A 15,322-nucleotide genomic window follows, 5' to 3' on the forward strand; every position below is an offset into this window, starting at 1 on the left:
CAGCAACGCTATTCTGGCACAGCTCTTTGCAAGACTTTTGAGGGTTACTATGGCATCACTTTTTCTTCCAGATGGTTCGACTCTATGAAGTTTCTGACCCATCGACACGCCAACAGCCCATCCGAGTACCTAGGCGAATACTATTCTCGCGCATTGGCCTACCTTGCCCTGGCAGCCACCATTGCCGCAGGCGCCTATGCCCACCACTTCGCATACAACATTTTGTGGCTGGTGCCTTACACGCTGCTGTATCCCCATGTGGCTCAACAGGTCAGCATACGCTTCCGCCGCAACCGCAACCAGGAAACCGACCTGATCCTGCTGTTCATCGATTCGGTGCATGCGGGTATCAGCATTCTGCTGCTGGGCTTTTCGCTGGTACCCAGCTTCATGGTCCTGCTGCTACTGACGTTTACCTCCCTGTTGATGGGAGGGGGCCGCTATGCTGCTATTGCATTGCTGACAGCCTTCAGCGCTCTACTGGCGACCAGTGCGGTCGCGCTGGAGCACATCGAACCGCACACACCGCTTCTGGTTACCTTTGTCAGTATCGTAGGCACCAGTCTGCACCTCTGCATGACAGCGTACTTCATGTATGAACAGCGACTTCGCCTGCGTCAGGCGCAGGAAGAGCTCAAGCTTGAACATGAGAAAGCCGCGAACCTGGCCCACAATCTTTCTAAATACCTGCCTTCTCAAGTATGGGAGTCGATCTTTACCGGTAAAAAGAACGTCATCCTGGAGACCCAGCGTAAAAAGCTCACCGTGTTCTTTTCCGACATCAAAGGGTTTACGGAGCTGTCCGAAGAGCTTGAAGCCGAAGCGCTGACGGACATGCTCAACAACTACCTCAACGAGATGTCGAAAATTGCCATCAAGTACGGTGGTACGATCGACAAATTCGTAGGGGACTGCGTCATGGTGTTCTTTGGTGATCCCAATACCCAAGGCGCGAAGAAGGACGCGGTTGCAGCGGTATCCATGGCCATCGCCATGCGCAAGCACATGAAAGTTCTCAGGCAGCAGTGGCGTAGCCAGGGCATTACCAAGCCTCTGGAAATCCGCATGGGCCTCAATACGGGTTACTGCACGGTCGGTAACTTCGGTGCCAGCACACGGATGGACTACACGATCATCGGCCGTGAAGTAAACCTTGCCAGCCGGCTTGAAAGTGCGGCCGATGCCGGGGAAATTCTGATCAGCCATGAGACCTACTCGTTGATCAAGGACGTCATCATGTGCCGGGATAAAAGCCAGATCAGCGTAAAGGGCTTCAGCCGTCCGGTTCAGATCTATCAGGTTGTGGACTTCCGCCGTGATCTGGGCGCTTCACCCAGTTACATGGAGCATGAAGCCCCAGGCTTTTCCATGTACCTGGATACCAATAGCATCCAGAATTATGACAAGGAAAAAGTCATCCAGGCCTTGCAGCAGGCTGCTGAAAAGCTGCGAGACAAAGTCATTCTCTGACTCAGGGGCAGCGCATTGCTGCCCCTCCTCCTTTCCTACCGACTGATTCGGTACACCACCTCATCAAGCCGGATCACCCCCTGCCGGGCGAATTTGGCGTTTTCCGCCAGTACATCATTGCGCTCCAGACAGGTCAGCCCCCAAGCAGAGCCATACAAGGCATGGAGTTCGTGCTCCGACACTGAAAACGGTGGGCCCGCGCGCTGGTCCTGGTCATATTCAAGAGTTACGAGGAGTCCTTTCGCCTTGGCTGGCATAAGCCTGCCCATTTGCTTAACGTAAGAAGGTCTCATATTTTCCGGCAAGGCAATCAAGGCTGCCCGGTCAAAGAAGCCAGCGCATGCCGCCACTTGCTCTGCGCCTACCTTGAAGAAATCACCTTGCACAATTTCATAAGGTCCCGCCTTGTAGAGCACCAGATCACCGCGCTTTTCCTGCATAGGACTCAGCCCCTGCTCGGCAAAGAATGACTCGACCGCCACCTGAGAGAGCTCAATGCCCACGACCTGATAGCCCTGCTCTGCCAGCCAGACCATATCCAGTGTTTTTCCACAAAGCGGAACCAGTACGCGCGACCCGGCAGCTAGCTCCAGTGACGCCCAGTTTCGTGTGAGATAAGCACTGACTTCAGGCACGTGAAAACCGATCTCGTTGCGCTCCCACTTGGATATCCAGAATGCTGCTTCCACATGACCTCCTTGCTGATAACTAGACAGTAGGCATCCAACACCCGAAAACAAAAAGCCCCGGCACAAGGCCAGGGCTTTTTGCAGATCACACTGCTTAGTCTTCGCGATAACGACGCAGACGCAGCGGCTTGCCACCTACACGCGTATCTTTCAGACGATTCAGCAGCCCTTCGAGTCCCTCTTCCGGCAACTCGATCAGGCTGAAGGATTCACGGATCTGAATACGACCAATCGCCTCGCGTTGAACGCCACCCTCATTAAGGATAGCACCCAGCAGGTTTTTGGCAGCGATGCCATCACGTGCTCCAAGAGCTGTACGGCAACGTACGCGACCCTCCGGCAGTGGCGCCATCGGACGACGATCACGTGGCTCGCCACGCTCACTGCGACCACCACTGCTCTGACGCTCGCCACGATCGGAGCGAGGCGCCGGTGTCAGCGGCTGCTCACGGCGAACCGTGTCGATATCCAGCGCACGGCCAGCAGTCAGCTTGGCCAATACCGCAGCGGCCAATGTTGTCGGATCACACTGCAGACGCTCGCACAGCTCGTCACGCAGCGCACCGCGGTTTTCTTCTGCGTCCGCAAGTAGCGCACCCAGACTGTCCGCCAGGCGGGAAATGCGGGCTTCCAGTACCGCTTCGGCATCGGGCAGGCGAATCTCGCCAACCTTCTGACCTGTTACACGCTCGATGACCTGCAGCATGCGACGCTCACGCGGCGTTACTAGCAGCAGCGCACGACCTTCACGACCGGCACGACCTGTACGACCGATACGGTGTACGTAGGACTCTGGGTCATAGGGCATGTCGATGTTCAGTACGTGCGTGATACGAGACACGTCCAGACCCCGCGCAGCAACGTCTGTTGCAACCACGATGTCCAGCGATCCGTCCTTGAGCGACTCGATCACTTTTTCTCGCTGAGCCTGGGGCATGTCGCCGTTCAAGGCACTGACGCGATAGCCTTGACGCTCGAGCATTTCAGCCATGTCCAGCGTGGCTTGCTTGGTACGCACGAAAGCAATCAGGGCATCGAAGTTTTCCACTTCCAGCAGACGCAGCACGGAGGCTGGCTTCTGATCAGCGTGAACCATCAGGTGAGCCTGTTCGATACGGGCAACTGTCTGGGTCTTGGCTGCAATGCGGATGTGCTTGGGCTCTTTCAGATGACGCTCGGCGATCGCACGGATCGACGGCGGCAGCGTAGCGGAGAACAGCACGGTCTGACGCGACTCAGGCATCGCTTCGAAAATGAATTCGAGATCGTCCATGAAGCCCAGCTTGAGCATTTCATCCGCCTCGTCGAGCACAAGACGTCCAACAGTGGACAGTATCTTGTCATCCCGACGAAGGTGATCACACAGGCGGCCTGGCGTAGCAACCAGAACCTGAGCGCCCAAACGCAGCGTGCGCAGTTGTGGGCCCATGGGCGCGCCACCGTATAAGGCAACGACCTTAACGCCCGGCATTTCTGTTGAGTAGGTTTCGCAGGCTGTTGCCACTTGCAGGGCCAGCTCACGGGTTGGCACCAATATCAGGACCTGTGGCTCACGGCGAGCAGGGTCGATACGGGACAGCAACGGAAGCGCAAAAGCGGCTGTCTTGCCAGTACCCGTTTGAGCCTGGCCGATCATGTCGTGGCCAGCCAGAATGACTGGAATCGACTGGGCCTGAATAGGAGAAGGTTCTTCGTAGCCAACGGACTTGATTGCCGCCAGTACGTTAGGATTAAGATCGAGAGCGGCGAAACCGCCGATTTCCTGGGTCATTGTCTTGCCTCTGTACATCGCAAAGACCCAAGACCTAGTGCTGCTAATTTCCGATAGACCGAAGTCACCCAGGCAGACGAGGTGAGGATTTGCGAATGAGTAAATTACGTGGTGTTACATCTGGAATAGTTCGCACTGCAAGGCTATGGCCGGTGCGAACCGGGAAAATGCAGTTCCTGAACGGAAAGGTCTGAAAAGACCGAGGCGTATCATACCGGAAAACTCAGGATTAGCCCAGCCTTTCTCAAAAATGCTTTCAAGGCTAAGCATTTAGCTCGCCGGACGAATCAGATCGACCAGATGGCCCAGTGAGTAACCAGTCTTCTCCTCCATGGCACCGACACGTACCGACAGTCCGCTCCGGTCCAGGGTTTGCTCGAAGCTGGCCGGCACCAGAATGATGACATTGCCCTCAGGCACCGGGCACTCCCAATAGTGGTGCCTGAACATGCCGCGCAGGAATGCAGATCCCAGGGGCTTGTCGTCGGTACTGCTCCACTGATTGATGATGAGCCAGCCACCAGGATTGAGGCGGCTCTGGCAGCCTGTCAGAAACCCCCATGCCAAGTGAGCGGCTGAGGGGCCTACATCCGTATAGAGGTCGACGAAAATCAGATCGGCTGGCTCGCAGCTGTCCAACAGATCCATCGCATCGCCAATACGGATATGCAGGCGCGGATCGTCACCAAGACCGAAATACTGTCGAGCCAGCGGCGGTACCGCTTCGCGCAGCTCGATTGCCTCGACATCCTGCAATGGCAGATGATCAAGGCAGGCACGCGTCAGTGTTCCGGCACCCAAGCCCATGAATACCGCCCGCCGTGGTTCAGGATGGCAAAGCGCGCCCATCAGCATGGCCCGGCCATACTCATATTCCAGCCAGCCGGGATTGGCAGTCGATACGCAACTCTGCTCGATTTCGTCTCCAAACTCGAGAAAGCGGTATTCCCCTGCTTCCACGACTCGAATACGACCATGTTCGTCGTGTACTTCCGCCAGTAACCGCTCCTGAGTATCCATGTCGACTCCTTTATACAGAGCACACCATCTTAGGCAGACTGATATAGCACGTCTATCAGCGCCAAAGGCTGTTAATCGGTTAACATGCCTGCCCGATTGGATAATCCGTAAAGCAAGTAGCCATCATGACTCAACCCTGGAGCCCTGACAGCTGGAGAGCACTGCCCATCCAGCAACAACCCGTCTACCCCGATGCCAAGCGTCTAAACGACGTCGAGCGCACCCTGGCCGGCTTTCCACCGCTTGTATTTGCAGGTGAAGCCCGTGAATTGCGTCGCCAGTTTGCCGAAGTTACCCATGGCCGGGCGTTTCTGCTTCAGGGCGGTGACTGCGCGGAGAGCTTTGCGGAGTTCTCTGCCGGCAAGATCCGCGATACGTTCAAGGTGCTGCTACAGATGGCCGTGGTGATGACCTTTGCCGCCGGGTGCCCTGTGGTCAAGGTGGGTCGCATGGCCGGCCAGTTCGCCAAGCCTCGCTCTTCGGGTGAAGAAACCCAGGATGGCGTCACGCTGCCAGCCTATCGCGGCGATATCGTTAATGGCATCACCTTTGATGAAGCCAACCGCGTACCGGATCCTCAGCGTCTGCTGCAGGCCTATCACCAGGCGACGGCAACCCTGAACCTGTTGCGTGCCTTCGCCCAGGGCGGCTTTGCCGACTTGCATCAGGTACATAAATGGAACCTGGACTTCATTGCGAACTCGGCTTTGGCCGAGCGCTACCATCAACTGGCGGACCGCATTGACGAAACTCTCGCCTTCATGCGTGCCTGCGGACTGGAAAGCGCACCGCAGCTTAAGGAAACCAGCTTCTTTACCGCTCACGAAGCCCTGCTGCTCAATTATGAAGAGGCGTTTGTCCGTCGTGACAGCCTGACGGGTGACTGGTACGACTGCTCTGCGCACATGCTCTGGATTGGCGACCGTACCCGCCAGCCCGACGGCGCACATGTGGAGTTCCTGCGGGGTGTCAATAACCCGATCGGCGTAAAGGTTGGACCGACGACGTCAACGGAAGACCTGATACGCCTCATCGATACGCTGAACCCGAACAACGATCCCGGCCGTCTGAATCTGATTGTGCGGATGGGCGCCAACAAGGTGGGTGATCACCTGCCCCGCCTGATTCAGGCTGTACAAAAAGAGGGCCGCCTGGTGCTCTGGAGTTCGGACCCGATGCATGGCAACACGATCAAGGCTTCCAGTGGCTACAAGACGCGTGACTTTGCCAGCGTTCTATCGGAAGTTCGTGAGTTCTTCCAAGTGCATCAAGCCGAAGGCAGTTATGCGGGCGGCATTCATATCGAGATGACCGGCCAGAACGTGACTGAGTGCATTGGGGGTGCGCGACCTATTACCGAGGCCGGCCTGTGCGACCGCTACCATACCCACTGTGACCCACGTCTGAATGCCGACCAGTCTCTGGAACTGGCCTTCATGATTGCGGAAACCCTCAAGCAGGTCCGCCGCTGACCTCAGCCAGTGGTGCCTTGAGCACCGCTGCACTGCCATGCAGACTGATCTCCGTCAGGCCAAGCCAGTTGGCCAACTGGCGGAGATTGGTTGCCAGCGACCGACCAGCCTCCTCGCTCAAGTGTCCCTCCTCACCATGCAGGGCATGTACCGCCAGCCGGTCATGGGCGCGCTCAGCGCGCAGGTCTACCCGTGCAACCAGGTGCTCATTGAAGAGAAAAGGCAAGACATAGTAGCCATACACTCGCTTATGAGCAGGCGTATAGAGTTCCAGCCGATACCTGAAATTGAACAATCGCTCCGTACGGGCGCGCTCCCAAATGAGCGAATCAAAAGGTGATAACAGCGCGCTCACGTGTCGCGCGCGCAGGGATTGCTGCGGTTCGCCAAGGCTAAAGGCCGGCTTTTTCCAGCCCTCTATAGTCAGCATCAGCAGCTCGCCGGATTCCACCAATTCTGCGATACGCACCTTGGCATCAGCAGGATCGAGCCGGTAATAGTCTCGTAGGTCCTTTTCGGCCGCCACACCCATGGCTGCTGCGCTTCGGCGGATCAACTCGCGCTGGGCCTCCGCCTCACTCAGTGGCGGCTTTTCTCGTATGGCCTTCGGAATCACCCTTTCAGGCAGATCGTATAGACGTTCAAAGCCACGCCTGCCTGCCACCGTTACTTCTCCAGCCGCAAATAACCATTCGAGTGCCTTTTTTTCGACGCTCCAGTCCCACCAGGGTCCCGCCTTGCCGACTCGGGTCGTCAGGCTTCCCGCGCCAAGCGCGCCTCGTTCCCGTACCGCCTGTAGCGCCGCTTCAATCACGGCGCGCTGCTCACGCCCAACCCGTGCCAGCTCCCGATAGATGCCTTGCCCCTGAGCGGCCCGCTCCATGCGCCAGCGCATCAGCGGATAATCCTCCATAGGCATCAGGGAGGCTTCATGCCCCCAACACTCGAACAGCTGGTGCGGTTTCTCTAATGACCATGCCATCTCATCCAGAAGCTTTCGGGGATAGAACCCGAGCCGGGAAAATAATGGGAGGTAATGTGACCGCACGAGCGCATTGACCGAGTCGATCTGCAGGATGCACAAGCGCTTCATTAACGCGTCGATATGCCGATGCCGTACCTCGCCCCTGGGCTTGAAGCCGTAAAAGCCTTGGGCCGTCAGGGCGAGTCGGCGAGCCTCTTTCAACGACAGGGACAAAGGGACAGACATGATGAATTCCAGGGGCCAGGTACGGACACCCTAGTCAACCCTCTGCCAGACATCAACGCGAAAACGGTCCCTCCCAGAACCATTTGGAACCCTCCCGCTCTGCATCCGCCCGGCTCAAGCCCAGATCCTTCAAGGCGTCATCACTTAACATCGCCAAGGTCTGGCGTTGCCTGGCCTGCTCACGCCAAGCCCTGATGACTCCATGTGTTTTCTGCCAGAACAAGAGAGCCGATATTTTGCGGCGCGCACTATCGAAAGCCTGGATAACCTCATGAGCGTTCATGCTGATACCTCCTCTTCATGTAGTGGCATCATTCTTGGCCCGCGTATAAGATCAATCTAACGAATAGTTCTGATGCCTTGCATTCAGGAGATTGATGCTTTGAGCCTTTTCCCCAGCATTGACAGTGAACTCTTGCGCACCTTTATCGCCATTGCTGACAGCGGTGGCTTCACGCGTGCGGCCGAGGTCGTCAACCGAACCCAATCTGCCGTTAGCATGCAGATGAAACGTCTCGAGGAGGATATCGTTCAACGTCAGCTGTTCGATCGAGAGGGACGCCAGGTTCGCCTCACGGCTGAGGGTCAGGTGCTGCTGGGATACGCTCGCCGTATCATGGCGTTGCACAGTGAGGTGCTGAATACGCTACGCGAGCCCCATATGGTAGGTACCGTTCGCATCGGGACTCCCGATGATTACGTTATGCGCTTTCTGCCCGGCATTTTGTCACGCTTTGCTCAGACCTATCCGCTTGTGCAAGTCGAAGTTCAGTGCGAGACATCAGCGCAGCTGTTGCAGCGGCATGACCTTGATCTGAGCATCGTGACCTGCGAGCCCGGCCACGAAATCGGTCAGTTCCTTAGAGAAGAACCCGTTCGCTGGATGCAGGCCATTGGCAGCTCCGCTCTTGAGCGAAGCCCGTTGCCTGTAGCGGTCTTCAATCATGGCTGTTTTTGCCGTCTATGGATGTGCAATGCCCTGGAGACAGCGGGCATCAATTACCGGGTTGCCTATAGCAGCCACAGCCTGTCGGCCATCCTGGCCATGACCGGCACCGGCCTTGCCGTAACAGCGCAATTGCACAGCCTGGCTACGCCAGAACTGGAAATCATCAACGAGGAAGAAGCCGGTCTGCCCCGCCTGCCCTCCGCCCGGATCATGCTGGTTCGTAATTCGAACACTGAGTCCCAGGTTACGGAGGCCTTCGCAAACTTCATTGTCGAAGGCTTCCGTCTTGGCTGATCATTTGAGCGCAAGCAATATGGCACACACCAGAAGAAAACCACAGAACAGCCCACGCAGCAGACGCTCCGGCAAGGCGTGGGCCATTCTTACACCCCACCCGACGCTGAAGAAACCACCGATTGCCAGTGGTATGCCAATAAGCCAGTCGACCTCATGATGAACCGCATAGGTTGCCAGCGTAATGCTGGTGGCTGGGAGCGCCATGGTTAGCGAAAGCCCCTGCGCTATGACTTGGGACAGGCCGAAGACACTCGTCAACATGGGGGTCGCGATCACCGCGCCGCCTACGCCGAAGAGGCCTCCTACCAGACCGGCAAACACACCCAGCACTGCCAACCAGGCGACTCCAGGTGGATTGATCACCGTATGGCTCTTCATGCGCAGCTGCCAGAGATTGTAGGCCACAAGAAACAGCAGGAAGACTACAAAGCCTTTTCTCATCAGGTCTGCATCCAGCCCTACCGCCAGCATCGCCCCTGCAATGGCTGACAGGATACCCGCTCCCGAGAGAATACCTGCACGGCGCCAATCGATGCGATTGCGTTGGTTGTACTTGATGATTGACACCAGCACATTAGGAACGACCATGACCAACGCTGTGCCTTGTGCCAACTGCTGATCGAGCCCGAAGAGCAGCCCCAGCACAGGGATCGCAATCAGACCACCCCCAATTCCAAAAAGACCACCCACTACGCCCAGAACACTACCCAGCAGGATATCAAGCACAATCGCCGTTACATCCATACATCATCCTGTCCATCACTGTGCTTTGGGCCAACGAAACACGGCCCACAAAAAAGCCCGGCATCAGCCGGGCTCTTGTGACACTCGCCGATCAAACCTTGGCGCGTGACTTGTACTCGTTGGTACGAGTATCGATTTCGATATGGTCGCCGATATCGCAGAACTCGGAAACTTTCAGTTCGAAACCGGTGTTCAGACGAGCAGTCTTCATCACCTTGCCAGACGTATCACCACGAACAGCCGGCTCGGTGTAAGCGATCTGACGAACGATAGTGGTCGGCATCTCGATGGAGATTACACGATCATTGTAGAAAACAGCTTCGCAGATGTCAGTCATGCCGTCTTCGATGTAGTTAACCGCATCGCCCAGGTCGTCTTTTTCGATCTCGTACTGGTTGTATTCATTGTCCATGAACACGTACAGCGGATCGGCGAAGTAGGAGTAGGTTACTTCCTTGCGATCCAGAATGACTGGTTCCAGCTTGTCGTCAGCACGGAATACCGTTTCGGTACTGCTGCCGGAAAGCAGGCTCTTCAGCTTCATCTTGACCACTGCAGCGTTACGGCCGGACTTGTTGTACTCAGCCTTCTGGATGACCCAGGGAGCGTTGTCGATCATGGCCACTTGGCCGGCACGGAACTCTTGTGCGGTTTTCATGCGGTTATCCGTTTGGAAGAAGATAGAAAATCAAGCGCCGTATAATAGCCGCTCTGTATGGAATTGTACTAGCGTTGACGCCAAGTCATTGAGTTCACTCTGTCGGGCACACCAGTTTTCCGCATGAGCGGTCATTTCGGCTTCATGTTTTGACCATTCACGCCACGCCTGCCCAAGAGATCCTTCTCCGTTCCATGCGTGCCATAGCGTACGCGTAGCTACCTGCGCAGCCGGGCTTGCTCCGACGAGATACCGGTCCAGGAACGCATCCAGCTTGAGCATATGGGCACGCTCTTCCTGCGGATAGATATGCCAGATGAAGGGGCGGCCAGCCCACTGCGCTCGAATGAATGACTCCTCGCCCCGTGCAGCATTGAAGTCGCAGCACCATAAGAGCAGGTCATAGTCATCCTGCTGGCGGAACGGAACAATGCAGAGCCGCAATGCGCCTCGGTGGTATTCCTCACCTGCCTTTAACGCTTCAGCCTCCAGCCACTGGGCCACGTTGCTTAATACACGGCCTTCAGGAATGAGCAGCAAGGTGGGCTCAGCGCCCTGGGCTAGTTCATCCAACCACTCCGATAGTGCTGGAATCTCATAGCTGAACAATGAAAGGATGCGCTCGCCAGGCGTCTGGGTAATGCCCAGGGCAGCCAGAAACCGTGCCCGTGCGTCAGTAGACGCCTGAAAGTGCAAACGCTTATCGAGCAGATCCTGTTCTCTGAGCAGCCCTCCCGTTCCCTCAGTGAAGCCGGGAAAGAAAAAGTATTTCTGCATCCCCTGCTGCGGCGATGGAAGGCGATGGCAGCTCTCCACCCAGGCTTCGGCGCTCAGGTATTCAAGGTTGATCCAGAGGGGATGGGAGGCACGTCGAGCCATTGCGTCGATATAGGGAGCTGGCAATGGACAGCCAAACGCTTCGACAACGACATCTGCCGGAATGACATCGTCGAGCCAGACGGCTGTCCAATGATGTACTTCGACGCCCAGATGACGCTGGACAGGATCATCACTGGTGCCTGCGGCTGGATGAATACGTGCAAAGGACGACCAGTCATCCACCCACAAGCGTACCTGCTGACCATGCTCGGCTACCAGCTGACGCGCAAGGCGCCATGTCACACCAATGTCGCCATAATTATCGACGACACTGCAAAAGATATCCCACGAAGCGTTCATTCACCCTCACTGCTCAGCGGATGACGCACTCAGCGTCACAACCGGACGGCATTTAGCCAGACACAGCGCTCAGGTCAACTAGAAATAAGGGAAACAGACAGATGCCATCAAAACGCCAATCATCCTGAGAAAAAATCGTTCGGTCAGAAGACGCCAGATAGGCCTTTAAGCAGTGGGAATAGCCGCCGATAATTTGCACTGGCTCACAAAATGAATCGAGTAGATTAAGGAAATCAAATTCAAGGCATGGCTGCGACCGGACAGACTGTACTCAAGACACGGATCGCAGGCGGTAGTGGGGCAACTCTATTATGGCTGCCCTTGATGACGCTTTTATTTCCAAGTGCCTTATCCATTGCACCTTACGCCGCTGGGTGCACTAGAAATAAACGCGGCAAAGCCCAGATGCTTTGCAAACAGGAGCAATACCAGAATGGCTACCCTGCCCGTTACTGAGATCGTTGCCACAGGCAACAGTGGTCGTGAAGACGTTTCCACGCTAATTCGTCATTACGATTTGCAAAATTTCCGCTACGCTGAGATTCAGACTGTACAGAATCTGAATAAAGCGTTGGCCGAATGGCCTCTTCTCCTGGAGACGCTTCAGGTCGTACTACCGACTCAAGAGCAAGCCAAACTGAAGAATGCCTCATAAAATATGCACGTTATAGCCGTCCAGGGAATACGGGGCGGCTGTGGAACCACCTCAGTAGCCGCAGGCCTGGCGGCCAGTCTAGCCACCTTACAGAAGCATGTTCTGCTGATCGATCTTTGCCCCAGCAATCTACTGGGACTGCACTTTGGCTTATCCGTTACAGAGGATGCCGGATGGGCACAGGCTCTCGCCGAAGGATACCCCTGGCAAAGCACCGCCTTCCTTTATAAAGAGCACATCTGGCTGCTGCCCTTTGGTCGTCCGACCTCGCTTTCCCATCTACATGAGCTGGCTGCAGACTGGTTGCCCACATCCCTGCGCGCACTTGCGATGCCGGACGATACCTATGTGATTTTCGACGTGCCACAGCACTCGAGCTTTCGCGAGGCACTAGGTCAGATTACGGACCTGCAATGGATTCAAATCGTACAGGCTGACCCGGCCTGCCATGCCCTGATTAATCAGCAATCACTGGTCGGCCAGCTGAATACACCCAACCGCTTCTGGCTGGTGAACCGTTACCAACCCGCTTACAAGCTCTCTCGGGATCTCATACAACTCTGGCGCCTGGTCCTGGGCAAGACACTGATTTCAACCATCATCCACGAGGATGAAGCTGTACGCGAGGCCCTGGCCCTGAAGCGGCCGCTAGCAGATAGCGCTCCGGCCTCTCTGGCCAGCCATAACTTCCTCTCGCTGGCTACATGGAGCGTGGCGCAGGCAGGCGCCACATGATCCTGGCACCGGCTGCCAAATCCTGGCTTTCGCTTTACTACCACAAGAGCCGCGAGCGCCATCGCGCACCGGTTGCCTTACTGATGACGGTATTGTGGCTACTGGGCTGGACATTCCTGCGATTCGAGCGTCCCACCTGGCAATGGGTCGCTATCAACTGGCGCGCACTGTACCCTCAGTTATCCACGCGGCGCCTGGGCAATCCTCTTAGAACTGTCATGCAAAGTATCTGGCTGATTCTGGTCAGGCCCGTCAATGGCAAAGGTCCCGATTACCTAGCTGGCCTCTCCAAGGGTTTTCAACGTTTTCCTGCCCTGCTTGAACATCGGCGTCGCCTCTATCGTTCAGCCGCACGTCTGCCGGAACGCTTGCCACTCGCTACGCTGAAAGAAGAGACCTGGTCGTCTCTTTCGGTTAGAACGAAATGTATCTTAGGTGGTGCCTTTGCGCTTATTGCCACGCCGCTTTTGCTGCTTTGCGTAACGCAGCCATTCGAGATCGGCCAGCAGATCGTTTTTATCGCCATGCTATGGGCGCTGGCAATGGTCATTCGCAAGATGCCGGGGCGCTTCCCGACGTTAGCGCTTATCATCCTTTCGCTGCTCGTATCGTGTCGGTATTTCTGGTGGCGCTATACACAGACGCTAAACTGGGAAAATCCGCTGGATGTCATCTGCGGCCTGCTCCTGTTGCTGGCAGAAACCTATTCCTGGCTGGTACTGATCCTTGGGTACTTCCAGACAATCTGGCCGCTGGATCGCAAGCCCTATCCGCTCCCCCTCAACATTGCCGAATGGCCTTCGGTCGATATTTATATTCCCACCTATAACGAAGACCTGTCCGTCGTTCGGTCGACGGTACTGGCCTCCCTAGGTATTGACTGGCCAAAAGACAAGCTGAACATCTACATACTTGATGACGGTAAACGGGAGTCATTTCGCCAGTTTGCCGCGGAAGTTGGGGTGCACTATCTGATTCGCTCGGATAATCGCCACGCCAAGGCAGGCAATCTGAATGCGGCCATGAAAGTCACCAAAGGTGATTTCCTGGTGATCTTTGACTGCGACCATATTCCGACCAGCTCTTTTCTACAGATGACCATGGGCTGGTTCCTGAAAAGCCCAAAGTTGGGCGTTATGCAGACGCCTCACCATTTTCTGTCGCCAGACCCCTTCGAGCGAAACCTGGGTAACTTCCGGCGTACGCCAAACGAGAACACCCTGTTTTACGGTCTGGTCCAGAACGGAAACGACATGTGGGACGCCACGTTCTTCTGCGGCTCCTGCGCCATTTTGCGGCGCACCGCCGTGGAAAGCATCGGTGGTTTCGCCGTGGAAACCGTAACCGAGGATGCTCACACGTCCCTGCGTCTGCACCGCAACGGCTGGACGTCCGCTTATATTCGTATTCCCCAGGCAGCCGGCCTCGCCACCGAAAGCCTCTCAGCCCATATCGGCCAGCGAATTCGTTGGGCTCGGGGTATGGTGCAGATATTCCGACTGGACAACCCGCTGATGGGCAAAGGACTCTCGCTTCCCCAGCGACTCTGCTACTGCAACGCAATGCTGCATTTTCTCGCTGGCGTGCCTAGGCTCATCTACCTGCTTTCACCATTGGCCTTTCTGATCCTGCATGCGTATATCCTGTATGCCCCGGCGCTGCTGATTCTGCTGTTCGTTCTGCCTCACATCGCCCATGCCAGCATTACCAATTCGCGCATCCAGGGTCGGTACCGTTATTCCTTCTGGAGCGAGATCTACGAGACGGTGCTGTCCTGGTACATCGCCCGGCCTACCACAGTGGCGCTGATCAATCCGCACAAGGGTAAATTCAACGTAACGGCTAAAGGGGGACTGGTTGAGGAAAACGTCTTTGACTGGACGATCTCAAAGTCCTTTCTGTTCCTGGCTGGATTGAATGTGGTAGGCCTGCTGTTTGGTGTCTATCGTTACGTTACCGGCCCAGCCGTCGAACAAGGCACTGTCATCATCAGCATGCTCTGGACCGTCTATAACCTGATTATCCTCGGAGGCGCCATTGCAGTTGCCGCAGAAGTTCGTCAGGTTCGTCGCACCCATCGCGTCGACTTGAGACTACCTGCCGCCATACGCCTGACGGGCGGCCACGTTTATGCATGTACGCTGACGGACTACTCCGACGGCGGTGTGGGACTGGAGCTGCCGCCAGAGCTGGACCTCAAGTCGGACGAGCAGATCTTTTTGCAACTAAAGCGCGGCCTTGAGGAGTACAGCTTTGCCACTCGCGTTCGGAACCAGCGAGGCCGGGTGGCAGGGCTAGAGCTTGAACCGATGGATGTTCAGACACGCATCAATTTTGTGCAGTGTACGTTTGCACGTGCCGACACTTGGGCCCAATGGCAGGAAAGTTTTGTGCAAGACAGTCCGCTACGCAGCATCCTGGCCATTATCCGGGTCGGATTATCAGGTTATAAACGCATGCTGCAGCACTCCCC

14 protein-coding genes are annotated in these 15,322 nt (G+C 56.2%); 6 read left to right on the plus strand and 8 right to left on the minus strand.

What is annotated here, in order from left to right:
- Positions 1–84: 84 nt before the first annotated feature.
- Positions 85–1,470: an adenylate/guanylate cyclase domain-containing protein gene (locus tag PLU01S_RS11765; RefSeq protein ID WP_010798032.1), complete on the plus strand. Its 1,386-nt coding sequence runs from the start codon at positions 85–87 to the stop codon at positions 1,468–1,470.
- 35 nt (positions 1,471–1,505) lie between these two features.
- Here the strand turns inward: PLU01S_RS11765 and PLU01S_RS11770 are convergent, their stop codons facing one another.
- The 3 genes from PLU01S_RS11770 to PLU01S_RS11780 form a co-directional block, all read right to left on the minus strand.
- Positions 1,506–2,159 (minus strand): thiopurine S-methyltransferase, encoded by a 654-nt coding sequence (locus PLU01S_RS11770; RefSeq protein ID WP_074825382.1) that lies wholly within the window; start codon positions 2,157–2,159, stop codon positions 1,506–1,508.
- 94 nt (positions 2,160–2,253) lie between these two features.
- Positions 2,254–3,930 (minus strand): DEAD/DEAH box helicase, encoded by a 1,677-nt coding sequence (locus PLU01S_RS11775; protein ID WP_010798030.1) that lies wholly within the window; start codon positions 3,928–3,930, stop codon positions 2,254–2,256.
- 270 nt (positions 3,931–4,200) lie between these two features.
- Complete coding sequence (locus PLU01S_RS11780) at positions 4,201–4,950, minus strand: spermidine synthase (RefSeq protein ID WP_010798029.1); 750 nt, start codon at positions 4,948–4,950, stop codon at positions 4,201–4,203.
- 125 nt (positions 4,951–5,075) lie between these two features.
- Between PLU01S_RS11780 and PLU01S_RS11785 the strand changes: the two genes are divergently transcribed.
- Positions 5,076–6,422, plus strand: coding sequence for a class II 3-deoxy-7-phosphoheptulonate synthase (locus tag PLU01S_RS11785; RefSeq protein ID WP_010798028.1), 1,347 nt, complete (start codon positions 5,076–5,078; stop codon positions 6,420–6,422).
- Here the strand turns inward: PLU01S_RS11785 and PLU01S_RS11790 are convergent.
- Both PLU01S_RS11790 and PLU01S_RS11795 read right to left on the minus strand, forming a co-directional pair.
- Entirely contained in the window at positions 6,403–7,632 is a 1,230-nt protein-coding gene (locus PLU01S_RS11790; RefSeq protein ID WP_074825380.1) for a winged helix-turn-helix domain-containing protein, read from the minus strand. The genes PLU01S_RS11785 and PLU01S_RS11790 overlap by 20 nt on opposite strands.
- Before the next feature lie 52 nt (positions 7,633–7,684).
- Complete coding sequence (locus PLU01S_RS11795; protein WP_010798026.1) at positions 7,685–7,915, minus strand: DUF1127 domain-containing protein; 231 nt, start codon at positions 7,913–7,915, stop codon at positions 7,685–7,687.
- A 99-nt stretch (positions 7,916–8,014) separates the two neighbouring features.
- On the opposite strand from PLU01S_RS11795, the gene PLU01S_RS11800 reads away from it, so the two are divergent.
- Positions 8,015–8,875: a LysR substrate-binding domain-containing protein gene (locus tag PLU01S_RS11800; RefSeq protein ID WP_216822605.1), complete on the plus strand. Its 861-nt coding sequence runs from the start codon at positions 8,015–8,017 to the stop codon at positions 8,873–8,875.
- Here the strand turns inward: PLU01S_RS11800 and PLU01S_RS11805 are convergent, their stop codons facing one another.
- From PLU01S_RS11805 to earP, 3 genes are all read right to left on the minus strand, one after another.
- The gene (locus tag PLU01S_RS11805) at positions 8,876–9,622 is read right to left on the minus strand and encodes a sulfite exporter TauE/SafE family protein (protein WP_074825376.1); all 747 of its coding nucleotides are present in this window, start codon (positions 9,620–9,622) and stop codon (positions 8,876–8,878) included.
- Between the two features lie 91 nt (positions 9,623–9,713).
- Positions 9,714–10,280: an elongation factor P gene (gene efp / locus PLU01S_RS11810; RefSeq protein WP_074825374.1), complete on the minus strand. Its 567-nt coding sequence runs from the start codon at positions 10,278–10,280 to the stop codon at positions 9,714–9,716.
- Between the two features lie 30 nt (positions 10,281–10,310).
- Positions 10,311–11,459 (minus strand): elongation factor P maturation arginine rhamnosyltransferase EarP, encoded by a 1,149-nt coding sequence (earP, locus tag PLU01S_RS11815; protein ID WP_074825372.1) that lies wholly within the window; start codon positions 11,457–11,459, stop codon positions 10,311–10,313.
- 433 nt (positions 11,460–11,892) lie between these two features.
- Here earP and bcsR point away from each other — a divergent pair, with 433 nt between their 5' ends.
- The 3 genes from bcsR to bcsA all read left to right on the plus strand — a co-directional run.
- Positions 11,893–12,114: a BcsR/BcsP family cellulose biosynthesis protein gene (gene bcsR / locus PLU01S_RS11820; protein WP_010798021.1), complete on the plus strand. Its 222-nt coding sequence runs from the start codon at positions 11,893–11,895 to the stop codon at positions 12,112–12,114.
- 3 nt (positions 12,115–12,117) lie between these two features.
- Entirely contained in the window at positions 12,118–12,849 is a 732-nt protein-coding gene (gene bcsQ, locus PLU01S_RS11825) for a cellulose biosynthesis protein BcsQ (protein WP_010798020.1), read from the plus strand.
- Positions 12,846–15,322 (plus strand): UDP-forming cellulose synthase catalytic subunit (bcsA, locus tag PLU01S_RS11830; RefSeq protein ID WP_084339930.1); only part of this gene is annotated, 2,477 nt, incomplete at its 3' end. The genes bcsQ and bcsA, both read left to right, overlap by 4 nt.

Source organism: Pseudomonas luteola NBRC 103146 (assembly GCF_002091675.1).
In the GTDB taxonomy this organism is placed as follows: domain Bacteria; phylum Pseudomonadota; class Gammaproteobacteria; order Pseudomonadales; family Pseudomonadaceae; genus Chryseomonas; species Chryseomonas luteola.